Raw genomic sequence first — 25,822 nt, 5'->3', positions numbered from 1 at the left:
TGAGACGAGCTGAAGGGGCATCACATGCGGGACATCGTCGAGCCATATGGGTCCAACTACGGGAAGATCGCCCTCGAGGGGTTGCACAACACCCGCGACCTGGGAGGGCTTCCCGCGGGCGGCGCGCACATCCTGCCGCGCCGCCTGCTGCGCTCCGGGATGCTCGGGCCGGCAACGACCGAGGACACGAGGGTGCTGCGAGACGTCTATGACGTTCGTCTCGTCATAGACCTTCGCACCGACGAGGAGGCGGGGCGCTGGCCCGACCCCATGGAGCTCCTCCCGGGAGCACGCCTCGTCCGCCTGCCCGTGTTCCGGGCGCCGGGCGGCGGAGACGCGCAGGAGGCGATAAGGACGCTGGGCGAGAAGCTCAAGAGCGGCGAGCTGGACATCGCCGACCTGTTCGCCGACCTCTACCCGCGCTTCGTGCTCGGCGAGGACGGAATCGCCGCCTACCACGGCCTCTTCCGTGAGCTCCTTTGCCTCGAGGAGGGAGCGGCGCTCTGGCACTGCTCCGCCGGCAAGGACCGCTGCGGCATGGCCTCCGTGCTGGTGGAGACGGCGCTTGGCGTCCCCTGGGACCTCATCGAGAAGGACTATCTCGCCACGAACGAACTGATCGAGGCGAAGGGCGCGGCGCAGAACATGTTCGACGTCGGCGGCGTGGACGCCCGCTATCTCCGCGCGGCGCTTGATGCGATCGACAAGGCGTACGGCTCGCTCGACGCGTATCTCGCCGAAGCGCTCGGCGTCGACGAGGCGGCCCGCTCCGAGCTGCGCCGCAAGTTCGTCGCGGCGTAGGCCTGGAGATAATGAACACGGCCTTGTTTTCGCATTAGCTGGCGAAAACAAGGCCGTAATAAAGCCATTATTGGAGAGAATCAGGCGGAAGTTGCTATTCCCACTCGATCGTCGCCGGAGGCTTAGGCGTGACGTCGTACACGACGCGGTTCACGCCGGGGACCTCGGCCACGATGCGGCTGGAGATGCGGCCCAGCACGTCGTAGGGCAGCTTCGCCCAGTCTGCGGTCATCGCGTCGCTCGACTCCACGGCGCGCACGATCACCGGACGCGCGTAGGTGCGCTCGTCGCCCATCACGCCCACGGAGCGGATGTCGGGCAGCACGGCAAAGTACTGCCAGCAGCTGTGCTCGGAGTTACGCTCGCCCGTCTCCTCGAAGAGGCGCTCGTTGTAGGCGTCCAGCTCCTCGCGCACGATGGCATCGGCATTCTTCAGGATCTCCAGCTTCTCCGGCGTCACCTCGCCGATGATGCGGATGGCAAGACCCGGGCCCGGGAAGGGCTGGCGGTAGACCATCTTGTCGGGCAGGCCGAGCGCCACGCCCAGCTCGCGCACCTCGTCCTTGAAGAAGTGGTCGAGCGGCTCGATAAGGTCAAAGTGCACGCCCTCGGGGAACGGGATCAGGTTGTGGTGGCTCTTGATCGTGGCCGCCTTGCCCCCGGTCTTGCGCGCGCCGGACTCGATGATGTCGGGGTAGATGGTGCCCTGCGCGAGCATCTCAACGCCGCCGATCTTCTGCGCCTCGTCAAAGAAGACCTTCCAGAACTCCGTGCCGATGCGGCGGCGCTTCTCCTCCGGCTCGGTCACGCCCGCGAGCAGCGCCGCATAGCGCTCCTCGGCGTGCACGTGCACGAGCGGCACCTGGAACTGGCCGCGGAAGACCTCCTCCACCATCTCGGGCTCGCCCTTGCGGAGCATCCCGTGGTTCACGAAGACGCACGTGAGCTGGTCGCCGATCGCGCGGTGCACGAGCGCGGCCACCACGGAGGAGTCCACGCCGCCGGAGAGCGCCAGGATCACCTTGCGGTCCCCCACCTGAGCGCGAATCTCCGCGACCTTCTCGTCAATGATGTTGTCCATGGTCCAGCTGGCGGCAAGCCCGCAGATGCCAAAGAGGAAGTTCTCAAGCAGCTTGCTGCCAAACTCGGTGTGACGCACCTCCGGGTGGAACTGCGTCGAGAAGAACCGGCGCGCCGGATCCTCCATGGAGGCCACGGGGCAGACGTCGGTCGACGACGTGACGACAAACCCCTCCGGTGCGCGGCTCACGGCGTCGCGGTGGCTCATCCACACGGTCTGCTCGTCGGGTGTGCCCGCAAACAGCGCGGACTCGCCGTCGCGCGTGATGCGCGCCGGGCCGTACTCGCCCACCTCGGAGTGCGCGACCTCGCCGCCCAGCGTCACGGCCATGATCTGGTGGCCGTAGCAGAAGCCCAGCACGGGCAGGCCCAGCTCAAAGATCGCGGGGTCCACGCTCGGCGCGTCCTCGGCGTACACGCTCGCCGGGCCGCCGGAGAGAATCAGCGCCGAGGGGCCCATCGCGGCGAGCTCGTCCGCGGAGATGTCGCACGGGACGATCTCCGAGTACACGCACAGGTCGCGCACGCGCCGCGCGATCAGCTGCCCGTACTGGGCGCCGAAGTCCAGAACCGCCACGAACTGCTTGGGCATAGCCTCGCTCATACATCCTCCGGTCTTCTCGCCACGCGCCTCGGCGCGCTTTGCACAAATCCGTACCATTATTGCATTTTCGTAAGAATGACGGCCATTTCTTGGGCCTTCATGCGCATTACATCTCGCTCTCGTATCATGCTCCGATTGTATCTGAGCCGCTTGCGGGGTACTGCCCCCAACGACAGAAGGGGTCGTCGTGGCCGACAGAAAAACCCACAGGCGCATGTCCAGCGCCGAGCAGGCACGCCTCTCCGAAAGTCGCTACGGCGCCGGAGCCGCCAGCGACCGCATTGCCCCCGACACGCGCGCCGCGCGCCGCGCGAGCGGGTCCCACGCTCCCGCGCGCCACTCGCGCGCCGAGGGCGTCGAGGCCTACTCCAAGCGCCGCCGCAAGAAGAGCCGCGGCCGCGTCCTGCGCGTCGTCCTTGTCTCGCTTCTCCTGGTCCTGGCGGGCGTCGGCACCGCGGCGGGACTCTACCTTGCGGACATCAACAGCCGCCTGAGCGGCGAGGTCCCCGAGGACCTGCGCCAGAAGCTCGTGGCCGTAGAGCCCCAGAAGCCCTTCTACATGCTGCTTCTGGGCGTCGACAAGAGCGAGGGGCGCTCGGGCGAGTGGGGGGACAGCTACGCCAACTTCCGCTCCGACACGATCATCCTCACGCGCGTCGACCCTCCCGCGCAGAAGGTCACCCTGGTCTCCATTCCACGCGACACCCTCGTCGACATGGGCGAGCACGGCGAGCAGAAGATCAACTCCGCCTATTCCTTTGGTGGCCCCTCCTACATGACCGAGGTGGTCTCCGACTTTGCCGGCGTCGAGATCTCCCACTACGCCGAGATTGACTTCGAGCAGTTCACCTCGATTGTCGACACCATCGGGGGCGTGGAGGTCACCCTTCCCAAGGCCGTCCACGACGAGCTCGCCGAGATCGACCTTCCGGCGGGCACGCAGGTCATCAACGGCGCCCAGGCCCTGGGCCTGTGCCGCGCGCGCCACGCCTATGACGAGTACGGTGGCGGCGACTTCTTCCGCGCCGCCAACCAGCGCATGGTCATCGCCTCCATCGTGAAGAAGGTCCTGAAGCTCGACCCCTTCTCCATCACCGGGACCATCTCCGAGCTCGCGGGCAGCGTCACCACCGACCTCAGCGTCACGGACATCCTGAGCCTCGCTGGCCAGTTCATGAACCTCGACACGGACAACGACATCTACTCCGGCCAGACGCCCACCATCTCCGAGCAGATCAGCGGCATCTGGTACGAGCTACCTGACGAGGCGGCCTGGAAGGAGATGATGGAGCGCGTCGAGGCCGGCAAGACCCCCTACTCCGACCCGAGCCAGGACTTCACGGCCGGCATCGCGGGCTCCGTGGGCAACGGTGGCCAGGGAGGTGATGCGGACGGCGACGCCACCGATGACGCGCAGGCCGTCGAGCCCGTCTTTGAGGGCAGCGTCCTCGCCCTCAACGGTGCCGGCGTGAGCGGCCTTGCGGGCAGCAAGGCAACGGAGCTCAAGGGCGCCGGCTTCACCGCCACGGCCGACAACGCCCAGGAGAGCGGCGTCACCACGAGCAAGGTCTACTACAACGCCGGCAAGGAGGCGACAGCCCTCGGCGTCGCCCAGATCCTCGGCGTGGACGAGTCCAACGTCGCGGAGAACACCGGGGGCTACACCACCGCCTACGACGTCGTGGTGATCCTGGGGGCCGACCAGGCCTAGCGTTGGCGAGAAGAACGCGCGGGCCCCGCGTCGCACGCCGCGGCGCGGGGCATTTCGTGACGCGGGTCACCCCGCATCCTGAATAACGGACATTATGACGATTGCCTCTGACGAAATCCCAGTTGAGTGTCAGACGCAATCGTGAAAAGGTCCGTTATTTAGCGCGCCGGCTTCGCGCCAGCCGCAAGCTAGCAGAAGCAGCGCCGGTAGCGCGGGGCGGCGGGGTTCGACTCGTGTCGCTCCAGCTCGGCGAGCATCTCCCCGAGCGCCTTGAGGTCACGCCACCCAACGCGGTCGACCTGACCGTGGCTCACGTTGTTGCGAAGCTCTTTGACGAGGCGGAAGTTCACGCCGTCGTCATTGGCGCGGTCCCATCGCTCCGAGTCCTGCTGCGCGAGCTCTCCCACCTGGGGCATGTCGCTGAAGCGACGGACGACGCGGGATTCGCCGTTGTACTGGAACCGACCGAGGTCTTCGTCGGGCCGCCCCGCGGAGTCCAGCAGCCGTGCGACCGCATGGGCCTTGTATCGCTCCCAGACGGGACCGAACGCGACCTGCATCGCGCTCGCCTCGCGGCATTTGACCACGTCCGCGAAGACCGTGGACGCCCGACACGCGTCGAAGGAGGCCGTCGCATCGTCGGCGGGCTCCCAGGCACGCTCTCCGACCATGAGGACGCCCCAGCTGGGACACCAGACCCCATCGAGGCGGGCGCAGAGGCCGTAGGACCAGTTGAGCCACCACATAAGGTCGAGCCGGACAGAGCGCGCCGAGGAATCCGCCGCGCCCTGGAGCGCGTCCGCAGCGGAAAGGCTTCCCATGAGAGTGCGCCTGAAGCGCGCGACGAGGGCAGATGGGGCACCGAAGCCCTCGCTGGGGAGCGCGCCGGCCTGAAGACGCGCCACCTGTCTCTGGGCGCACTCTTCCGCAACCACGTTGGGGTGAACGAAGGCGTTTGGAGGACGGTACTCCCCCCGCAGGCACACCTCGAGCGCGTCCGCGAGGGCCTCAACGCTACCGGCACAGAGCTCGCAGCAGAAGTCAATCACCATGGTGCGAAAAGCGCCCGACATCCGCTCTCCGGCAATCATGGAGAAGGCGAGGTTGCGGAGCTCTGTGCGCGTGAGGCCCATCGGGCAGATGCGCACGGAGCCGTACCAGCCCTCGCATCCGCGTCCTGCGTAGAGCTCGGGGCAGACGTGGAGGGAACTCGCCACCACGAGGCGGGCGGAGTCGACCCCCGATGCCCCGCGCACGAGCTCGGTGCTCTCGAGGATCGGGACACTCGCATCGTCGATGGAGGTCAGCCTCGAGACGGCTCGAAGAAACTGCTGGGGACGGTAGGGTCCCAGCACCGCGAGCACACGAGTGCCCGCGGCAAGGTCGGATGCCACCTCGCGCGCAAACGTCAGCAGCGTCGGCACCGAGAGGAAGGGATTCGGGGAGCCAATCATGACGCCTCCCCCTCCTCTTCGCCGCCTGCCATGCGGGCGAGAAGCGCGCGCATGAACCAGTCACGCATCTCAAAGAGGTCGCCCGCATCCGAGGCAACACGTCGCGCGAGCCCCGTTTGGGCCATCCAGTCGAGCACGGCAGACAGGTCGGACTCTGAAAGCCCGGTCTCGGGGCCCATGAGCCCGAGCCAGTCGCACACGCCGTAGCACGCGTCGAGTGGATGCTCCGCCCCAGGGTCCGCGAATCCCGCGAGCTGCTCCCAGACGAGCCTGATCGCCCGAGCCCCGGCAAGCGACCCGTCGAGCGCCCAGGCAAAGTCGCCCCCGTCAAGCGCGCTTTGCGAGAAGGACCTCATCTCCTCTCGCAGCGAGAAGGACGAGCCGCCCCCGGACATGCCCCGGACGACCCGCGCGACCGCACCGGCCTGTCCGCCGCAGTAGTCCTTCAGCAGCGCCGCCAGGGAGCGCTGCGCGCGCGGCTGGATGGTGCCCGCGGTGCTCCTCTCGAAGTGCTCGGTGTAGCTGCGCACCCACGCAAGGCAGGTCCAGTCGCTCCAAGCGGTGGGAGACACGACGTCATCGGCGTCCGTAAGTTCGCTCCTGAGCTCCCAGACGGTGCGCGGCGACGCCACGAGCAACACGCCGGACCCGACGAGAGGCGAGCTTCCCCTCTCTCGAAGCGCGCGCAGATCATCCGCCCCCCAGCCATCTGTGGCGACCACGAGCCCCTCGGTGAGGCCGGCATCAAGAAGAGCCCCAAGCTCGGAGCCATCGATGACCGTGGGACGCGACCCATGACAGAGTCCTGGGAGCAGCTCGTCAAACCTGCCAACCAGAAGGTCGGCTCCCGCAACGTCACCGAGGGAGAGCACGCAGTGGCCAAAGGCGCTAAGAGCCCGCTCGATGGCCCCGACGTCACGGGCGTTGACGGGCGAGTAGATCGTCACGCCATCCACAGGGACGACGTTTCTTGCCTCGGCATCATCGAAGCGGCCCTCGAGCACGTCGCGGTCGAGGTAGCGCCGACATGCCGCCAGAAGCGCCATGCGGGCGCTCTCGGGCTCCAGCTGCCGACCCACGAGGGCGCGCATGGAGCCATCCCGCAGCATGACGAGCCCGTCGACCTTCTTGAGTATCCCAAAGCGCACGAGCTCGTCGACGTCACCCCCCAGGCCATCCGGCAGGCCGGAGTCGGCGAGGTCTCGCTCCGTCACGGAGCCGCCGCCGTCCTTGCTCACGCACACGTCGACGACCTGCCGTAGGAGCTCATCCCCCGTGAACGCGCGACGGCAGGCGCCCTGGGCGGCGCTGTCGGCCTCCAGGGACATGAGGGAGGAGATTGCCACGTCGTAGCCCGGGTCGAGCTCGATCGTGAGCTGGAACTTCTCGGCAAGCGCTCCGGACGCCTCGCGCAGGACCGTGTCGACGGTGGTTCCGGGGACCTGCACGAACGTTCCGGGAGAGCTGGGGCGACGCTGCTGTCGAAGGGTGACGAGCAGCTGCTCGCAGACGATGTTGATGAGGTTGGGGAAGTAGCAGGCCTTGCTCAGGATCTTGAGGACGTCCTCGTCGCGCAGGACGTAGCCCATCGTCTTGAGCGGCTCGCGCACGAGACGCACGGCGTCCTCGTAAGCACCACCCTCCCAGAGCGGCCCCACGACCACCGCATGCCCGAGCTGCCCCCTCGTCTGGTTGGAACGCGCCCGCTCGTCAGCGTAGCGCATCGTGGCGTGAAGTCCGCCCAGGATGACGCGGAACTTCTCGTTCTCCTGCATGTACTCGACGAGGCTGTTCATGATGGCGTTGCGCGGATGGCCCACGCGCAGGAACGAGTCATAGCGCAGGAGGTCGTCGGCCTCGTCTATGAGCAGGTAGAAGCGCGCCTCCGCCGAGGCCTCGGTCAGGACCCTTCGCACCTCGTCCGCGCTCCGAGCGCTCTCGAACTGGGGAACGTCGCGAACAAACCCGCGTCCCACGAACTGAATCCAGAAGTTGTCGAGGTCGATACCGGCAAAGCCCATCGCATCGACGTAGGAGACGCAGACGCGCTCGCCTGACGCTTGCTGCGGATCATGCAGGCTCGCCCGCTCCTCGGCGGCGAGCTCGCGGAGGATCGACGTCTTGCCCATGCGACGGGCACCGTAGATGAAGGTGGTTCCGGTCCTGGTCCTGAGCTGCTGCAAGATGGTCCCGCGCCCGTAGAACAGGGGCGGCTGCCACGCGCCCGCCCCACCCCGGAAGCCCGACGACGCGCTCTTGCGAACGTCGTCGCCATAGGGATGGGGAGCCGTGAAGGGCAGCGCGCAGCGGAAGAACGCGGAGAGACGGTCGTTGCTCCTGCGCGTCCTTGGCACGCTCGCCAGATAGGCGATAAGAACCTCGTCCAACAGGAGCATGCCCGTCGCCCTCAGGCTCCTCGGAGTCCTCCGGGCGGGCATGAGGTCGCGTCTGCCCTGCGGGGTGAGCAGGTCGGACTCGGAAAGGGCGAGATGGAGGGCGAGGCGCTTGGCGCCACCGTCCGGCATCTCCCTCAGGAAGGCGCGCTCGAGCGCGTCATAGCTGGTGAACACCTCGACCTCGTACTCCACGCGCGCCGGACCGACGCCGTCTTGCGGGTCGACAAGGGTGACGAACTCCCGAAGCGGGCACACCAGCTCCCCGCGCGAGTCCGTCTCGGAGGGACGGGCAAAGAATCGCAGGCGCCACGAGGAGACCGGCGCCGCGACGTCGGCATGGCTGACGAAGGGGACCACCTCGGCATCCTCGAAACCAAGAACCGAGAAGAGCGTGCGAAGGTGGCGGGAGAAGGCGTCCAGTGCCTGCACCGTCGAGTGCGAGACCCCCTCGCCCGCCGTGACGACGGAGGCTCCGTCCAGCGGAAGGCGATGCTCCCTCGCGCAGGCCTTGAGGCTGCTGAGGGCCCGTCGAAGCTCGTTGAAGACAGAGAGGGCGAGGTCGGCGCGGTCTTCCCCATAGGGATTGGTCAGCTCGGGATCGAACGGGAGGTTGCGATAGCCAAACTGCCTTGGGTTGACGCTCAGCCCGCGACAGATAGGGTCGATGAGGCCGAGCGAGCCGTCCGCGCCGCCGTAGAACTCGTCCTCGTAGCTCCTCGGAGGGTCCGAGAGGGAGAGGACCGCATTGTCGACCTCGTAGTCCGCGTAGGCAAAGACGCGCGCCAGGTCACCGCTCGAGACCGCGTCCTCCAGGAGCGAGCGCGCCGCGGGATCAAGCCCCGACCCCTCCTCGAGCAGGCGTGCCGCGCGCGAGATGAGCTCACGGCCAAGCGCGTCGACCCGAGAGCCCACCAGGTCGAGCGTCCAACCCGCAAGCACGGCGCTGGTCGCATCCCGACCCTGCGGGGCACCGCCGACGGAGTCCGCCACACCAAGCGTCCGGGCGAGCGTCGCGCTGAGGAGACCGTAGAGCCTCTCGCCGACCGCGTTGAACGTGAACGCGCGGGCAAGGGCCTCGTGCTCATTCTCGACCCGCTCGACCAGCTGCCCGGAGTTCGGAACCTCGAGCCTCCCATCGGACCGCCTCAGGGACGCATGGAGCATGATCTCGACGAGGGCGCGCCCCGGCTCCGTCCGCAGGTCGGCGGGAAGCGCGTCTCCCGAGAAGTCCGCGGGAAGCGGCTCGTCGTCGGAAAGGCGCTCGAAGGGGTAGTCCGCCTGCAGGCTCAGCACGAGCTCGACGAGGGCGTCCCACCCGCCCCTTCGCTCTGCGTTGAGGCCTCGCAGGGAGCTGAGCACGTCCCTGTCCACGCCGGCGAGCTCCGCGGCGACCGACGCGCTCGCACCGGGCAGCGTTTTGGTCGCGCCCTCGTCAAGGAGGCCGAGATAGCGCTCGTAGAGGTCGTACACCTCGCGTATGGACGAGATGAGCGCCTGGCGAGCCTGGCCCACGATCCGCTCGTAGGCTCCGTGCCCCTGCGCCGTCCAGAACAGGTTCTTATGGTCGGAGTCGAGGGAGTCGTCAAGGTCATCCCTGAGCGCCCTGAGCCCACGACGGTCGACGCGGGCGCTCGTGCCCCCGCTCGCCATGTCTGCCAGAAGAACGCCCACCTTGAGGCGGGACTCCGGTTCCTCCCTGCTCGCCATGCCCGTCCAGAAGATCTTCGCGGGCAGGTAGTTGGTCGAAGGAGGCATGTCGCGCTTTCGAACAGCCTCGCGGGAGAGCGCGTCGAGCTGCTCCCGCACGCGCGTGGCCCCAAGGGCAGGGAGCGTCATGGCCGAGTAGTCGGTCGTGGGGTTGTAGGCGAAGTTCTTCTCGAGCTCGGAGAGGAGCTTCCCGAGGCCGGAAGAGAGCCCCTGGAGAGCCGCTCTCTGGACGTCCTTCTCGTCAAGAAGGTCGAGAAGGGATCGGAACATCCCCACGGTCCTGCCGGAGAGGTGATGCGTGACCGCGGTCAGGAACGCCTCGGCGAGAAGCGCGGCGGCTCCCGGCCCCAGGGAGAGCGGCGCGTCACAGAGCATGAGGTACTCGCAGTCCTCGAGCAGCTGGGAGGACGAGACCTCGCCCGCGGCGAAGCCCAGGCGATCGGCGAGCGCGGCGAGAAACCAGAACCTCTGGTAGTCCCGGGCCGACGGGTCGTCGGGCACAGATCCGCGGACGGGATCAAGGATGCGATACGCATGGGCGGGCCTCACGCCGTCGCGCAGCGCCTCCTCCGCGCAGTCGAGCACGTCGGCGACGTCACGGGAACCCATGAGCGCGCACCGCGAGAACACGTCCGTTCCCTCGCGCGGCGCCAGGCGGGGCCAGACCCTCCTCGAGCCGAGCTCGAAGAGAAGGGAGAAGTTGCAGGCGACCCCCGTCTCGCGTCCCTCGCGATACTCGCCGGGGAACCGATCTCGCAGGCCGGCATCCGGCTCGGAATCGGAGGAGACCTCCTCTTCCGCGATTGGCGAAGGAATCGCCGCCGAGGCGGCGAATGTCTCGATCTGGATGAGCTCGTCAGCCTCGAGCTCCTGCGGCTGCGCAGGCGTATCGGGTCGGAACGAGGGCACCTCGTCGAGAAGGGGTGCCTCGTCGAGGGTGGACGCCGAAACGGCGAGAGGAACGATGGGCTGGCTCTCCGGGGCAAGCTCCGTGGCTGCCCCCACCTCTCGCTCGACGCGCTCCGCGAAATCGGCGAAGTCGTCCGCAGGCTCGTCTTCCGGCTCCGGCGCGACGGGCGCGTCACCCACAGCGGCAGGACACGGAGCGTTTGCGTGCCTGAGTCGTCCCAAGCTCACCGGATTGGCTGCGAACGCGGCGCGCAGCATCTCGAACATGGCGCCCAGGGGACCAAGGTGCTTCTCCACCTTCTCGAGCTGCAGGCCCCGGCTCTCGTAGGGGTCGTCGCGCGCCATCTCGTCAACGAGCGCCTCGTAGACACCCTCGAGCTCTCTGACGCCCTGCTCGCTGAGGTCATCCGGGTCGTCGAGCCGTGCCAGGTCGGCAACGATCACCGGGTGTCCCCAGGGGACGACCGCCTTGAAGCGCTCCGAGCACTCCTCGACCACCTCGCGCACCGCCTCGCGATAGTCGAGCCGCCTTGACGCCTTTGCGAACCAGTCGTCGACCAGCTCCCCCACCTTATCGAGGGTCAGAGCGTCGGGTCGGCCGACCCCCTCGAGCGCGCTGCGCATCTCGGACCACGTCCGCGCGTATTCGGAGATCCTCTCCAGCGCGTCCGCGGCAATGGGCCGGCCCTCGGCCACGCACGCGGCGAGGGCCTCGAGGTCGTCCCTCCCCACGGAGCGCGCAAGACGTGACGCCCGGTTGTTCAGATAGGAGAGATGGTCGAGCACGTGAAAGGTCGGGTCGAACGTCGGTGCCACGCCGATGGGAACGTTGGCGGCGGCACCCTCGTGGTCCATGATCGCCACGAGGGAGGGGCGCACGTCCGCGGGATCTGATGACGCCCTGAGGATGGCAAAGAGCGGGCGACCACCGCGGTCGAAGAGCAGGGGGAGCCGGACGTAGCCGGGGACGCCGGGGCCGGGCTCAACCACTCGCGACTCCGAGATCTGCTTCGCCACGATGGCGAGCCACGCCTCCTCCTTCGCCCCTTCGTGGCCGGTGAGGGAGCGAAGCTCCTCGCAGCGACGGGGCCAGTCCTCCACGCGCAGCCGCGACGTGAGCTCGGTCACCCGGCGCCTGACCGCCGCCGACGACTCGCTCACGAACGCGTGCGGCGGATACCCCGGTATCATGACGCCGCCCACGTTCGCCATTCCGCTCGAGGAGACGCTCGGGGGCGCGGGCGCGGGCTTTGCCACGTGCTCCACCGCAGAAGGCCCCCCCTCACCCAGAGGTCTCACCACGTGACGAACGGCGCCTCCGGACTGCTGCGCCTCGATGCCCACCGCGCCCATCGAGGAGATCGCCTGGGCGACCTTTCCCCAGTCCCCCGAGAAGTACGCGTAAAGACCGCCCAGCACCGAACTTACCTCAGACGACTCGGAGAGTCCCTCGAGCGAGAGCGCACTCGTCGTCCTCTCGGCCGTACACGCGAGGACCCTCCCCAGGCTGCTCAGGAGCTCCCTGCCCGGATCCTCGGCCCCCTCGTAGGCAAAGAGCGCATAGACCCTCGTCCGCGCAGGCGTCTCCCAATATCCCACGCACAGGATGTCGTCCTCGGAAGCGTCGATGACGTCCTCGAGGAAGAGCGAGAGCTTGCGACCGAGCATCTTGGCCGACTTGTAGCGGTCCGAGAAGTACGTCCCCGGCCCGCAGAGACCGTCCGCGCCCACCAGGTTGGTGAGCTGGATGACCTGGATGCCCTTGTCGTGCATCCGGTCGCGCAGCTCCCAGGCGCAGCGGGAGAAGTCGGCCGTCAGGCCGTAGCTCGTCGTGGTCTTGCTCATCAGAAAGTCCCTTCTCCGGGCCCGGCGGAAAAGCAGGTGGAACGACTCGATGGCGCGTGGGCCCTAACGAATAATCGCGAGTCCCGCAGACTCCACGAGCCCGATCATCTCCCGCACGGGGTCACGGTCGTACTCGCGAATGCCATCGTCAAGCTCGGACCAGGGAGCCAGGTACGGGGAGACCTTCCGTTCCTCGTCTTTCACCGGGCCGTACACCCAGCCGGCGCGCACGCGCTCCTCGACCCAGCGGTCGTGCTCCTCGTGCGCAAGGAACTCAACCTCGTCGTCGGTGAACGCCCTCACGCGACGCGCCTCGTCGCACTCCTCCTCGCGAACGATCTCGTAGCCCAGGAGACGAACCTTGTCGTAGTACGAGCGAGCCTGCGCGAAACAGGACTCCTTGTAGTCTTCCGGCTGATCGTCGTAGCGCTCGTACTTGACTTCCTTGCCGTCACGGCGAAGGTGCTCCCGATAGTTCTCGAAGATGGCACGCGAAAGGCGCTCCACCGTGCTCTGCTCCAAAATCATTTCGACGCTCCCCTCAAGTCTAATCCTATCCAGCGTGTCTACGTAACCTGCATGACGAGTCTGGTAGTCCGTCAGCGAGACGGCCCACTCCGAAAGGTGTCCGTACGTCTCCCGCGCCGTGGCAAGGCCCGCAAGGCGCGCCTCCTGCCACACGTCGCGCAACACGAGCCTCCGCACGAAGACGCCGCCCGGCCCCACTCTCAAGGGCGCACGGGCCGAGCTCAATATGGAGAGCACGGTATCATCGGGGAGCTCCTCAACGGGGTGCCCGCTCAGGACCTCCGCCGCTACGACGGCGAGATACCCCTGGTCCTGCTCGAGCAGTGTGGGCTCACGACCCAAAGGGACAAGCCCACCCTCACCGAAGAGTCGGTCGTAGTAGCCCGCGCTATGCACCCACCCACGATGCTCCCCCGTAAGAAACTCGAGGTCGAGCAAGGTTGCGCGGATGCCCTCCGCGCCAGGCCCCCACGAGCGTAGGGCAATGTTGGCGGAGCGCAGGTCCCGGTGGTAGAGCCCCTGCCCCTGAAGAACCTGCACCTGGGATAGCACGTCAAAGAGAATCTTGTGCGCCACCCGCTCGCCCTCCGGAGTGGAAGGGTCGGGAAGCGGAATCCCGTCATGCTCGCGCCCCTCGGAGAACAGCGGGATTGGCGCACCGCGCAAGGCGTCTTCCAGGCTCACGCCCACATCCTCTTCGATCAGGAGCGCAAGCGGCTCCTCGCCGTCCCCCGCATCCGGCAGCCGACGCCGCGCGTCCGCCTCCAGCGTGCGGGGGCCCACTCCCAGAGCACCGCCCAAGGCAAGTCCCAGGCGCTCCCGCGCATAGTCAATCCCTCCCGTCTCGCGCGCAAAATACACCGCGCACGCGGGCGTACGAATCTCGCGCGCACCCGACGTGCGCACGTAAACGCCGCGATACACGTACTTCTTCCCCGAACTCGACCGCGCCTGCCCACGGGACGGAAGAGGCTCGGCAAAGAGGAAGTAGCCGCCATCGAAGGAGACGGAGTGCGCAGGGGCCAAGCTCACGGGACCGCCGTCGATAAGGTCCTCGGTCATAGGCGATTCCCCACCCCGATTGCCGTACGACCGGCAAGCCGGATGACGTCACCCCTGCGGAGCCGGAGCGCGTCGGCCGGCTCCGGAACACCCCCCAGCCCGTCCGTCGCCTCAACGACCCGCTCGGCCTTCGTGCGCTCGGCACCCCTGAGGACAAAACGGCGAGGCTCATCACTCACCGTCGTTCCGTCGGACGGCCGGCGAATCACGACGGTGCCGTTCAGCGAGCCGGCATCCGCGACCATCAGCCTGCCACCCTCGAGGTAGAGGACCGCATGGCGAGCGGAAACGTCAGGCAGGGACAGCGGGAGGAAGGCCTCCTTCTCCGCATCGGCGACGCTCGCGAGGACCCTCCCCACGACATCCCACACGTCATCGAGACGAATGGCCTTTTTCAGCCTCCCGCTCAGCTCCCTCCTCACCCGCGCAAGGGCGAAACGCATGGACGGATCGCATCCGTACTTCTCCTCATACACCCGTTCCAACTGACGGAAAAGAGTCTCGAGCTGTGAGGGCTCCCCTCCCACCCGCTCGGAGCCCCAGCCCAACACGCCCTGCTCCTCGAAATACCCGCGCGTGTCTCTCAAGAGGCGCTTGAGCATGGCGCTCCTCACGTTGGGAGACCTCCGCTTGCTCCGGCTCTCAGCGGCTTTCTCGAGCTCCCAACGCTCTTCCGCGGAAACGTCCATCTGCGCGATGCGCTCCCGCTCCTCCGCAAGCTCACGCTCCATCTGCATCTTCCACGCATCGGAGATTAGCTCACAGACATCGTCGACCGCGGCACACACGGCCCCGATGAGCGTGCCCTCACCCCCACTCCCTCTAGAGGGGCCCAGGACGAGTTCGGGCCCGTGTCCCGCCCCCTCGTCTCGCGAGAAGGACCTCTCGAGGCAGTCAAAGAGCCTCGAGGCGAGGGCTGAGCGCAGCTCACCCACCACGTCCAATCTCCCCGAGGCAACCGCCTCGACGCGCGAAAGGCCGCGAAGAGGACTGGTCCGACCAACCGGGCGCCGTCCAAACGACTCCGCCGTCTCCCAGAGACGGGCGAGAAGGGCCCTCGGCTCTCCGACCTCGACCTCTTCCCTAGAGCCAAGGTGCACCTCGGGCATGAAGAAGTCCTCCAGAAGCCTGTGTGCGCTTTCCAGCCACACAACCTCCCAGAAGCGAGATTCGTAGGCGTGTCCGAGCACGCAAAGGATCTCGTCCTCGGGAGCATCGGCCGCGAGCCTGAGGTTCGCGGAGGGAAGGTCGCGATTCCCTTCGCTGACGTGCAGCGGGAGACTGCCAGAACCGCGGCCGAGCTCGTTGGAGTCAAGCAGTGACTCGTCCCCCTCAAGGCAGTCAGAGGTTTTGCGATCCATGACCTCCAGCGCTCGCTCAATGCTCACGCAGCAGGAGACGACGATGAGCCAGATGAGCTCCCCACGCCTCTCCGCCCAGTCGGGCACGCGGAGCTTGCCGTTTAGGCCCCCCTCGAAGAGCTCTCGGATTGTCGGGGTTTTCGCCTGACGCCCGCTCCTAAAGGCCCGTTCGATCTTCTCCATGTCGAACGCGCAGCTCTTCGCGAGCTCCAGTGCCCGCGTTTTAAATTCCTCCACGCGCCTACCGCCGGAAACCTTGTCATCCTCAAAACGCTTGCAGAGCTCGTCGACAAGGCTCCGAACGTCATCCTCGTAGTCCCAGAAGTCAACGTTGTAGAGATTGAGCGGCAGTCCATTGTCGGAAGAGTTGGCGTGAAGGCACTGGGTGTAAACCCAGATGGGAAGCAGCGTACGGAAGCAGTCGAGCCTCCTTCTTTCATCGCTATCCTCGCCAAAAGCCTCTTCTACCAGTGGGACGCGATTCTCGTAGAGGTCTTCGTAGAACTTCGCCTCGTCCAGAATCCGCTCGGCGATGCGGCCGAGCGCCGCATCGACGGAACCTTGCTCAGCCTCCGCACCTCGTTCAACGGCTTCGCCCAACTCCTTTACCGCATCTTTAGAGAGCCTGGGGAAGATCCACTCGTTGCTGAACTTCTCGTCAATCCGCTCCAGGTCAAGCTTGTCGTACTTGAACCGCCCCGACTGGTCGCGCTTCTTGGGAGAGGCACCTTCCGCCTTCCTGTACATCGCGAGGGAGAAGTTGCCTTTGGCCTTGTTCAGGAGATCGGCGTAGGCGCGCCTCCTTTCCTCCAGGGTGCCCCAGGCCTCAGGGACATCCTCTCGCTCGGCGCTGAGCAGTGCATACGCGTCCGCACAGGCGTAGCAGGTGAAGTAGTTGCCGTTGGTGAGCATCTGGTCGGAGAGACCCATGCCCTCGCTCGGGCGCACGCCCACCATCTCCCAGACGTTCTTGACGGGCCCGGACTTCTTAGGATCGCGCTTGCCGTAGCTGCTGCTCAGAAACTTTCCCAGCGAATCGCTCGCGTAATACAGGGCGATGTGATTCTTTGCTGCCATGCGCGACTCCTCCCCACGGTTCACCTCACTGTAGAGCACGCGCCCCATCAGTCTTTCGGCAGCTCGGCAAGCGGTCGGCAGAGCGCCACGGTCACGTCGTCCGGGGAGGCGCACGACCGGGCAAGTCCCACGAGGCGCACGGCCGCAGCCTCGAGGGAAGGGGCCGCACGCACGATTCTCACGAGCTCGCGTGCCGTCACGTAACGCCAGAACCCGTCCGAGCACACGAGAAGAACCCGCGAGCCCAGGCCCTTCTCGGCAAGGACGCAGGAGCGAGGCGCGCAGGCACGGCCGTCGCCCAGGTAGCCCCGCGAGGAGCTGCCTAGCTCGCAGACCTCCTCGACGTCATCCTCCCCCACGAGGAAGGCGCGCACGTCACCGAGCGCCGCAAGCTGGCAGGAGCCCCCCTCGTCAAACGCGCAGACGCACCCCGTCGCCCCACCGGGCGCCCGGAGGACCGCCCGCCGCAGCGTCGCGAGGTCGGCGCTCGCCCCCGCGAGGGAGCCCTCGGGCCCCTCGCCCAGCGCAAGCGACCTCTCCACCCGGTTGGCCGCGAGCTCGGCGAAGACCTCCCCCGCCTCGCCGCCGCCCATGCCGTCGATGACGCAGAGCCCGTGCTCGCACAGGCGCGCCCGGTCCTGGTTGACCGTGCGCCGCGAGCCCCGCCGCGTGGCGAAGGCCATCTCGAAGTCCCGCGTGCGCATCGTGCGAGCCTCGGGCGCGACAACGGCCCCGCTCACGACGCCACCTCCAGGCCAAAGACCAAGAGGTCGTAGTTGGGGCAGAGCGTGTACGCGCCGCCGCGTGCCATGAGCTCCGCGCTCTTGCCCACGCCGTGGTGGACGGCGGCGTCGAGCTCGGAGCGCCCCTCCCACAGAGAGGGCATGACGAACTCGACCCCGCCCGCCCTGGGGAGGTGCCAGTCGACGATCTTGCCGAGACAGGACGCCGAGGTCGCCATGAGGCTCTCTCGTTCGTAGTAGCGCAGCGAGCCGTCGCCGAGGGGCAGGGGGCTCGGCTCGTCTCGCCGGTGGCTCACCGAGAGCTCGGCATCGGAGCGCCCAAAGTAGTCGTGCCGGACAAAGCCGTGGGAGAGCGCGGCGTCAAACGTCACGTCCACGTTGGTCCAGTAGCCCGTGCCGCCCGGCCCCGCATGAACCAGGTTCCAGGCATGAGGCCCCGTCGAGCCGTCACCCGAGTCCCGGGCCACACCCGAGACCACCGCGCAGGCGAGTCTGCAGCGGTCGCACAGGTACTTCATCGCCTTGGCCACCCCCTCGCAGACGCCCCTCCCGTAGACCAGGGGACCGGGAGCCTCATGCGCGTGCGGCTGGCCGGCGTCCTCGTACGAGAAGCGCCGGACGAGCCAGTCGTGTATCGGCAGCAGCATGTCAAAGGGGTCAAGCCCGCAGCGGGCGCCGGGATGGCAGGGGTGCAGCATGTCCAGTTCATCCGCCCTGCGCACGAGCTCCTCGGCCTCGCGCCCCATGGCGTCGAGCAGGGCGATCGCGTCCTTCTCGCCCAGGCGATACGTCGGGTAGAGCGTGAGGGAGAGCGGGCGCCCCTGAGGCCCCACGCACATCACGTTGCCGGGACCGACGTAGAAGAGCTCGGGCACGTCGATCTTGACGAGGTCGAGCAGTCCGTCGACGTCGTGCATCGCCACGCCGGCGGGAAAGCGGATGCGCCGCTCGTAGCCCAGCAGCCCGTCGACGAGCGCGTCGTAGGCGTCCGCGCGCGCCCCGCTCCTTGGCCGGTGCGGGCGAAACTGCCCCTGCGCCACGTAGTCCCTGATTTCCTTCATGACCCCTCACCTCTTTGCGATTCCCGTGCCAGCGCCGGGCTGGCCGTCCTCGAGGACGAAGAACTCGTCCCGCGCGAGCGAGCGCAGCTCCTCGGGCTTGACCACCCGCTCCCGTTTGATGGAGCGGGTGGCGCTCCTTCCGTTGGAGAAGTTGATGCCGAACGTCCCAAAGCCTCCGCCGCCCGAACGCGTGAACGAGACGTCCACCTTGTCGTACTCGCCAAAGACGGGCGACGCCAGCTCAGCCGAGGCGTGCCCCTGCGAGAAGCAGAGCACGCGGTCGGACGACGCCACCCAGCGCCTGAGCTCCTCCTCGGACGAGAAGAACTCGAGCGCCTCGTCCGTCGCGACGACCCACCCGGCCTGCCCCGTGCCCCTGAGGGCACGGCCGAACGACTCCCAGCCCGCGACCGTCCGCACGCAGACGACGACCGTCACCGGGGCGAACCGGCGCAGACACAGCCCCACCTCCGCGAACACGAGGGAGAGCAGGGAGCGCGCCTGCCCCGAGCCCACGTCGAGCACGATCGTCCCGGGCGTCCGGGCGAGGGCCCGCCCCAGGATCGAGGTCGTCGCGGAGGCGGGAACCGCCCGAGGGTCGGCGAGGAGCGCCCCCTCCGCCACGACGTCCCGGAAGAACCCTTGGACGAAGGAGCGGCACGCGGGAGGGACGTCGAGGGAGGACCTGAGGTCGGCCGCCTCAGCGACGTCGACTGCCCCGGCAAGCTCGAGGCGGTCGATGACCTCGTGCATCCGGTTGTGAGGGCACTCCTCGAGCAGGCGGACGGAGGAGGGAAGCCCCTTGCGATGAAGCACGCGCACGAGCGCGTCGAGGTAGGCGACGCCCTCGGGAGGGGCGTCCGGCAGGAGCGAGAGGGCACGCGCCAAGAGCTCGGAGGCGGCGTCCGGCCCGAGACCGGCGAGGGGCTCGTAGGAGGGATGGGCGGCGTCGAGGACGGTCACGCCCGGGCAGCCCGCCCCCACAAGCGCCGCCTCGATCGAGCGCCCTCCCTCGGCGACGACGGCCACGGGAACCCCGCGCGACGCAGACTCGAGCGCAAAGCCCGCCAGGGCGGCGTCCCTCACCCCGCGGTCGGCACCCAGGACGAGAGCATGCGACGAGCCCACGAGCAGGTCCGCCGCCGGAACCTCCCCATAGCGCACGAGACCGCGCGCTGCGTCGTTCTCGCGACGCGCCTTCCTGAGGGCCCCTCCCCGCATCGCGGCGTTGCCCGCCCATACGGCGAGGCCCGTACCCATGCCCAGAAGGCTTGCCATACTAGTACCTCCCAAACGAGAACCTCAGCGGACCGGAGAACGGGCGAAAGACGAAGGCCTCCCCGCGACCGAGCGCGGCGAGGTCCCAGTCCTCCACCACGTGCGCCTCGCGCAGCTCAAAGCTCGCCCGGCCCGAGGCGGAGAGGTAGGAGAGCTCCTCGAGGCGCCCGCCGCAGCGCTCCCGCGCGCAGGCGCGCGTGGCCTCGTCGCTCGGCCGGAAGCACACGAGCGTCTGGAAGCCCGAGACCAGGGCCGCGCCGGCGTCGCGACCGTAGGCGCCATAGAGCTGCTCCACGCTCTGGGCCGCGGCGATGACCTTCACGCCCTGGCTCCGCCCAAATGAGAGGGCGCGCTCCAGGAAGAGCAGGTGCGGGAGCATGGGGAGCTCGTCGATCACCACGTAGGTGCTCGCGCCCGAGCGCCTCCCTGTCAGGGCCTCCTTGAGGAGGGAGTCAATGATCACCTGGTAGGCGGGCGTGGCCATGCGCGCGATGTCGTACTCCACGAAGAGCGAGCCCGTGCCCGCGCGGTGGAACTGGCGAGAGGAGAAGCCCCCGCGACCGGCGAAGCCGTCCGCAAAGAGCGCGGAGGTGGCCTCCTGGAGCTCGGCGAGCACGCCGAGCGCCTGCTCGGACGCACCGTCGCCGAGGTATTTGAGCGAGCCCGAGAAGCGTCGCTCCCTGCTCAGGAAGTCGGTGAGCCCGGGTGTCGTGGCGCCGAGCAGGTAGTCGCGCAGCGCCCGGTTGTTGAGGTTCCTCTCCCTGAAGGCACGGTCCTTCTCGGAACAGACGCTGAGGGCGCCCAGGACGTCCGCGAAGAGGTCGCGCGCCGCCTTGGGAAAGAACGGGCTCGAGGAGCGCTCGATCGCGTCGGCGAAGACCGTCTGCGCGATCTCCCGCGCGTTGGCGGCGACGCTCTCCTCGTCCCAGCCGTCCGCCACCACGTCACCAAAGACGTTCCACGCGTCGGCCCCACCGGGGACGGCAAGGTCGCGCGCGGGGTCGAGCAGCGGGAGGAAGTCGCCCTTGGGGTCGAAAACGCACATCGTGTCGCCGGGGCGCAGCGAGGCCTTCACCTGACGGAGCGCCTCGCGCAGCACGTTGGTCTTGCCCGTGCCCGAGGGGCCGAGCATGAGCACGTGCGTCGCGAGGTCGTCCCGCGAGAGCTCGAGCCGCGCGGGCGCGCCCGCGACCGTGCCGGCAAGCCGGACGACCGCGTCCGGGGAGGCCTCGGGCAGGGCCCTCCTCCAGTCGTGCCCCTCAATCGTCGTGCGTCGGGTCGCCACGTCTCCCCTCCTTCTCGTCGTTCCCCTACATCATGCGAAGGCCGCGGGAGTGGCGTTGCGCAACGCCGGGCGCGCCCTCTCCGGCGGCCTCGAAGGCCGCGCGGGCGTCGTCGTGCCCGTCTCCGCCCGCCTGCCCGGCGCCTCCCCGGCCGCCGTCCGAGAGCCCGTCGGACTCCCCCGGGCCGGCAGTCCCGCCGAGGCCCCCGGACTCGCCCGGGCCCTGGGAGGGGGCGTTCTTCTCGCCTCCCTGGCCCTGCGCTTCCTGACCCGACTCCTGGGCCTCCTTGGCCGCGTCGCGTTCCGCAAGCGCCGTGCGCTCCTGCTGGAGCTGCGCGAGGCGGCTGGCCGCAAAGCTCCTGGCGTCCGCCTCGACGGGCTGCTCGTAGTAGGCGCGCGGGTTCTCGTGGAACGAGACGTACCCGCCCGGCTCGAGGTTCTTTGCCCATGCCTCGGCCACCTCGTCGTCGTAGGGGACCTTGCCCTCAGCGACGTCGTGCTGGAAGGCATGACGGCCCTCGTGGAGGACGACCTCGGCCAGCTTGTCCGGGTTGTCCCCGTAGAGCGAACCCTCCCCCAGCTGGTAGGCGTTGACGTAGATGGTCTGCTGGTCGTGCCGGTAGCAGCCCAGCTCGACCCCGTCGTCCCCGACGTAGAGAGCCTCGCTCGCGACGGGTCGCGCAAGGCGTCCGGACTCCGCGGCGGCCTGGTCCTCGATGGCCTGGAGCACCTCGACCTTGCCCTCCTCGGTGAGGTGGGACCAGGCCTCCCGGTCGGTCAGGCGAAGCGCGGTCTCGTAGGTCATCGCGCTCACATCCGCTCGGCGAGCGCGCGTGCGGCCGTCTCGGGATCGCTGCGGTACCAGTCCGCGAAGACGAGGGCGCCGGGGTAGGAGAGCCCCTGCTCGACGAGGTCACGCACGCTCCGAGCGCCCATGCGGACGTCCGTCTGGTCATCGCGGTCGCGCGCCCAGCGGACGACGGCCTCGTCGAGGTCGGCGTGGTCGGCGCAGACGAAGTGCGTGAGGTCATGCGCCGTCTGCTCGGCGGCGCGGGCGGAGTAGCCGTACTCGCGGGAGAGGATCCTCGCGATGCCCTCTTCGGTGACGTTGACGTTCATGAGGTTCCCTTCCGGCCGCCCGAGGGGGACGTCACCCCCTCGGGCGGCCTCGTTGCTAGGAGTCGCAGAGCACGGAGATGAGGAGGCCGACGACGAAGAGCACGAGCGCGATGGCAAGGGCGATGAACACGGCGACCAGCGCTGCCATGCCGCCCGCGGAGGCAGCCCCCGCGATGAAGTAGTTCTTGGTCTCCACGCGCTCGACGAACAGCAGGTTGTAGGCGACGACGCCGGCGAGCGCGGAGACGAGGAAGGCCACCTGCAGCCAGTCGGGGTACCCGAGGCCAAGGGAGACGCCGAGCGCCTCGCAGACCGGCAGCACCACGCCAAGGAGCGTGAACACGCACGCGCCGATGAGCAGCGTCGCCGCCCAGTACGGCAGGCCAAGGCCGGCCGCCTGCGCGGCCGAGGGCGCCTGAACCGCGGCGGCGACGCCGTTGGCCGCTCGCGCGGCGGGGTTGGAGCCGCGGAAGGGCGGAGGCGTCTGGCTGGGGACAAAGGGTCGCTTGGCGACGGCCTTGGAGGCCTTGGCGTTGCGGGCGTCAGCCTCGCAGTACGGGCACGAGGAGGCGTCCTTCCAGTGCCAGTGGCCGTGCGGGCAGCGCACGAGCTCGCCGCGGTAGCGCGTGAGGGCGGCCTTCCACTCCGTCGCCGTGGGACGGGAGGAGGGGTTGGCGTGGCCGTCCACGAAGGCACGTCGGAAGAGCTCGACCAGGTAGGGCGGGAACGCCTTGAGGTCGGGGGCCATGGGGCTCACCCGCACGCCGGGAACCTTCTTGAAGAACGGCGTCTCGCCGCGCTCCACGCGCACGAGCGTCTTCACCGGCGCGGGGACCGAGCCGTTGGGCAGCGGGACGGCCGCGCACGTGAAGGGGTGGACGCCGTTCATGAGCAGGCGAAAGACGTGCACGGCGAGGGCGTAGTCATCGGCGTGGCTCGTGAACACGCCCTCGGGGCAGCTCGCGTAGCCGCCACCGGCCGCGCGGGCGGCGCGGCTGATCTCCGGTGCCACGATCGCGTCGTTGAAGACCTCGCAGCGATAGGTCCGCCCGCCGACGCGGGCGCAGAACGAGTCCGCGTCCACGAGCGCGGGCCGGCCGCTCTCGCACATGATGACGTTCTCGTTGTTGAAGTCGCCCACGATCTGGCCGATCTGGTGCAGCGCCGCGAGGATGTCACAGAGCTCGATCAGGAAGTCGACCTTCTGGTCCTGCGTGACCCGCATGCCAGCGGGCGCCGGGTACTCGTGGAGCTCCTCGAGCCGGTGCCTGGTCTTGACGCAGCACATGCCAAAGCCCACGAACGCGGTGCGGGCGGCGTCCGAGTAGAGGGCCGCCATCGGCCAGGCGACGGTGCCGAGGGCGGGGATCCTCCCCACCTGGTCGGCCATGGAGACCATCGCCTCGATCTTCTCGCGGTGCGCGGACGCGTCCGCGGAGTAGACCTTGGCCACGAACTTGGGGTGGCCCGCGATGGCGTAGACGCTGCCCTCGCCACCTCCGCCGAGCTTGGTCGTGAGCTCGAGCTTGGTCCCGCTCTGGTCGTAGACGATCATCTCGCGATCTCCTTTCGTCGGCGCGTGACGGGAACAGCGTCCGCCGCGCCGGGTGGGCGCGTTGCGCAACGGGCACGTCCGGGCGGACGGGGCTAGTCACGCGGCGGGGCGGACGGAGGGCCGGGAGGCGTGCCGTCGGGCGCGCTCAGCCACTCGTCGACGGCGCGAGCCATCTCGGTCGCCGCCCTCACGCACCCGCGCCCGACCGCCGCGCCCGCCTCTAACGTGGCCGCCGCCGCACGCCTGAGGGCGGGCGAGGAGGAGCGGACCGAACTCGAGACCGCGATCCCCATGCGGCAGATGGTCCGCGCCGCATCCGGATTCGGGCACGCGTTCGGGACGACCTGCGGCCGAGGCGAGGCGGGGCGAGGACGGGACGACGAGACGGGACGAGGGGGTGCCGCGGTAACGGAGGGAGGGTTCTTCTCGCCCGTGGCGGAGCTTTGCCGCACTGCGTCATCGGGCTTGTCGGCGCATGCCGCCTGGGGCGTCTGCCCCTCCCGACGAGAGGCGTAGAGGCCCGCGTACGCCCGGGCGCGAACGTCCTCCCAGTCGGGCTCGGCGTAGTAGGCGTCGGGCTGGCTGGCGGGAAGGCGCGCGTCATCGAAGATCACGACGACGGTCTTGTCGTCGTCGATGAGCTCGCGCGGGTACGCCTCGAGGTAGGCGGCGGCCTGGCGCTCGACCTCGGCGAGGTGCTCGGCGTCATCCTCGAGGGGGTGCAGGAACATGTGCGCCTTGGAGCGGTCGAGCGGGCAGTCCGTGTTGGCGCCCAGGATCGGCGGCGCGATCATGCCCTCGAGCACGCCGTCCGTGCAGAGAAGGACCGTGGAGACGCCCTCGAGCACGCCGAACTCCCAGTGGTCGTCGAAGCAGAGGGGGAACACCCGGCCCTCCTCGTCGCGCTGCATGGTCGTGACCAGCCGATACGTGCCGTCATCCATGCCCACCACCAGCCCCGAGTCGCCGGAGTGGCCCCAGAAGAGGCGGTTCCCGTCGAGCAGGGCCAGACAGAGCGTGGAGTCGAACTCCCCCGGGGACTCGCTCATCTCGTCCGCCTCGTCGAGGACGGCCGCGTACGCCGCCCCGTACGCGGCGCGCAGGACCTTGAGGGTCTCCTCGGGCGCGGAGCCGGCGACCGCGTGGTCGCGGCAGTGCGCGACGGCCGCCTCGACCGCAGTCGCGCTCCCCACGTGCGAGAAGCGCTCGCTTCCCAGGCCGTCGCTCGCGGCCGCCACGGCAAGGGCGCCGTCGTCGGCGACCCAGGACGCGTGGGCGTCCTGGCAGGGGATGCCGGCCTTGGCATGCCACGGACCGGCGACGCTAGCGCCATAGGCGTGCAGCATGGCAGGACTCCTTTCGAGAGAGGATGCCGGCGCGCGGCGCGCCGGCGTGAGGGACGGGGATTCTAGCCGTTCAGCCAGGCGTTGGCGGTGGGCAGCGGCGTCATGGCCACGTTGCTCTGCGGGGTGCCCACGTTGGTGTCCACCTGCACGTCCTGGCCGGGGGCGGAGACGCTCACGGCCTTGACGCTGTTGGCGGCGAAGTCGAAGAAGTCGTTGAAGTTGAAGTCGCCGTTCTTGACCTCGAAGCACCAGTTGCCGTTGGCGCGGCAGAGCTTGGAGGCCGTCTCCTTGTCGTAGGGGCCGAAGCCGAGGAACCAGAGCTTCATCTTGTTCCCGGTGATGCGCTGGTAGGCCAGGTCGGCCGCCTCGTCCACGCTGCCGGTCACGGTGTCGAAGCCGTCGGTCATGACGATCAGGTACGGCTTGCGCTCCACGATGCCGCGCTCCACGTACTCGCGGCTGCGCTCGCGGATCTTCTGGATGCCCGTGAGGACGGCGCCGTTGAGGTCGGTGCAGCCGCCGCAGGAGAGCTCGAAGCTCTGCATGTCCCTGATGGGGCACCAGTCCTGGATCACGCGCACCTTGTCGTCGAAGGCGATGACGCAGACGTCGACGCACTTGGCCGCGACGGGGTCCTCGCAGACGATCCTCTTGAAGTTGTTGAGGTTGGCGTTGATGTTACGGATGGCGTCGCCCTCCACGGACCCGGAGGTGTCCACCGCGATGAGCACGGACATGTGGTCCTTGTCCGTGGCGACGGGGGGCTGGCTGCCAAAGCGCGGGGTCTCGTTGAACATTGCGGTTCCCTTCTCTCGGATCGGGGCGGCCCGCCTGGCGCCCCGTGTTGTAAACGAGCGTTCCCGACGGCCCGACCGCGTGTTGCGCAACACGGCCGGGTCTGCC

General features: G+C 68.5%; 16 protein-coding genes. 2 read left to right on the top strand and 14 right to left on the bottom strand.

What is annotated here, in order from left to right; translation table 11 throughout:
- Nucleotides 1-24: 24 nt before the first annotated feature.
- The gene (locus B5F84_RS00750) at nucleotides 25-801 is read left to right on the top strand and encodes a tyrosine-protein phosphatase (RefSeq protein ID WP_087319697.1); all 777 of its coding nucleotides are present in this window, start codon (nucleotides 25-27) and stop codon (nucleotides 799-801) included.
- A gap of 94 nt (nucleotides 802-895) precedes the next feature.
- On the opposite strand, the gene guaA is transcribed toward B5F84_RS00750, so the two are convergent.
- A complete protein-coding gene (gene guaA, locus B5F84_RS00745) occupies nucleotides 896-2,485 on the bottom strand; it encodes a glutamine-hydrolyzing GMP synthase (protein ID WP_087319695.1) in 1,590 nt (529 codons plus the stop codon).
- A 187-nt stretch (nucleotides 2,486-2,672) separates the two neighbouring features.
- Here guaA and B5F84_RS00740 point away from each other — a divergent pair, with 187 nt between their 5' ends.
- Nucleotides 2,673-4,196, top strand: a complete 1,524-nt coding sequence (locus tag B5F84_RS00740) for an LCP family protein (RefSeq protein WP_143786020.1) — start codon at nucleotides 2,673-2,675, stop codon at nucleotides 4,194-4,196.
- A 188-nt stretch (nucleotides 4,197-4,384) separates the two neighbouring features.
- Here B5F84_RS00740 and B5F84_RS00735 read toward each other — a convergent pair whose 3' ends face one another.
- The 13 genes from B5F84_RS00735 to B5F84_RS00675 all read right to left on the bottom strand — a co-directional run bounded on the left by B5F84_RS00735 (nucleotide 4,385) and on the right by B5F84_RS00675 (nucleotide 25,716).
- Entirely contained in the window at nucleotides 4,385-5,650 is a 1,266-nt protein-coding gene (locus B5F84_RS00735; protein WP_087319691.1) for a hypothetical protein, read from the bottom strand.
- Nucleotides 5,647-12,507 (bottom strand): hypothetical protein, encoded by a 6,861-nt coding sequence (locus B5F84_RS00730; RefSeq protein WP_087319689.1) that lies wholly within the window; start codon nucleotides 12,505-12,507, stop codon nucleotides 5,647-5,649. Before B5F84_RS00730 ends, B5F84_RS00735 begins: the two co-directional genes overlap by 4 nt.
- A gap of 63 nt (nucleotides 12,508-12,570) precedes the next feature.
- Entirely contained in the window at nucleotides 12,571-14,097 is a 1,527-nt protein-coding gene (locus B5F84_RS00725) for a RyR domain-containing protein (RefSeq protein WP_087319687.1), read from the bottom strand.
- Nucleotides 14,094-16,535 (bottom strand): FHA domain-containing protein, encoded by a 2,442-nt coding sequence (locus B5F84_RS00720; RefSeq protein WP_143786019.1) that lies wholly within the window; start codon nucleotides 16,533-16,535, stop codon nucleotides 14,094-14,096. The genes B5F84_RS00725 and B5F84_RS00720 overlap by 4 nt, the downstream gene beginning before the upstream one ends.
- A 47-nt stretch (nucleotides 16,536-16,582) precedes the next feature.
- Nucleotides 16,583-17,275 (bottom strand): hypothetical protein, encoded by a 693-nt coding sequence (locus B5F84_RS00715; protein ID WP_087319683.1) that lies wholly within the window; start codon nucleotides 17,273-17,275, stop codon nucleotides 16,583-16,585.
- The gene (locus B5F84_RS00710) at nucleotides 17,272-18,339 is read right to left on the bottom strand and encodes a transglutaminase domain-containing protein (RefSeq protein ID WP_087319681.1); all 1,068 of its coding nucleotides are present in this window, start codon (nucleotides 18,337-18,339) and stop codon (nucleotides 17,272-17,274) included. Before B5F84_RS00710 ends, B5F84_RS00715 begins: the two co-directional genes overlap by 4 nt.
- Before the next feature lie 6 nt (nucleotides 18,340-18,345).
- Nucleotides 18,346-19,617, bottom strand: coding sequence for a hypothetical protein (locus B5F84_RS00705; protein WP_087319679.1), 1,272 nt, complete (start codon nucleotides 19,615-19,617; stop codon nucleotides 18,346-18,348).
- Nucleotide 19,618: 1 nt separating this feature from the next.
- Nucleotides 19,619-20,902 carry a type IV secretion system DNA-binding domain-containing protein gene (locus B5F84_RS00700; RefSeq protein ID WP_087319677.1) on the bottom strand — a complete coding sequence of 428 codons (1,284 nt, stop codon included), beginning with the start codon at nucleotides 20,900-20,902 and terminating at the stop codon, nucleotides 19,619-19,621.
- Between the two features lie 25 nt (nucleotides 20,903-20,927).
- Nucleotides 20,928-21,704 (bottom strand): hypothetical protein, encoded by a 777-nt coding sequence (locus B5F84_RS00695; protein ID WP_087319675.1) that lies wholly within the window; start codon nucleotides 21,702-21,704, stop codon nucleotides 20,928-20,930.
- 5 nt (nucleotides 21,705-21,709) lie between these two features.
- Nucleotides 21,710-22,018 carry a hypothetical protein gene (locus B5F84_RS00690; RefSeq protein ID WP_087319674.1) on the bottom strand — a complete coding sequence of 103 codons (309 nt, stop codon included), beginning with the start codon at nucleotides 22,016-22,018 and terminating at the stop codon, nucleotides 21,710-21,712.
- Nucleotides 22,019-22,073: 55 nt separating this feature from the next.
- Entirely contained in the window at nucleotides 22,074-23,573 is a 1,500-nt protein-coding gene (locus B5F84_RS00685; RefSeq protein WP_087319673.1) for a hypothetical protein, read from the bottom strand.
- A 92-nt stretch (nucleotides 23,574-23,665) separates the two neighbouring features.
- A complete protein-coding gene (locus B5F84_RS00680; protein WP_087319671.1) occupies nucleotides 23,666-24,919 on the bottom strand; it encodes a PP2C family serine/threonine-protein phosphatase in 1,254 nt (417 codons plus the stop codon).
- A gap of 62 nt (nucleotides 24,920-24,981) precedes the next feature.
- Entirely contained in the window at nucleotides 24,982-25,716 is a 735-nt protein-coding gene (locus B5F84_RS00675) for a VWA domain-containing protein (RefSeq protein WP_087319669.1), read from the bottom strand.
- Between the last annotated feature and the right edge of the window lie 106 nt (nucleotides 25,717-25,822).

This window comes from Olsenella sp. An290 (assembly GCF_002159535.1).
Classification (GTDB): domain Bacteria; phylum Actinomycetota; class Coriobacteriia; order Coriobacteriales; family Atopobiaceae; genus Thermophilibacter.
Note: the sequence above shows the minus strand (reverse complement) of the source record. Positions and strands in the feature narration are given on the sequence as shown.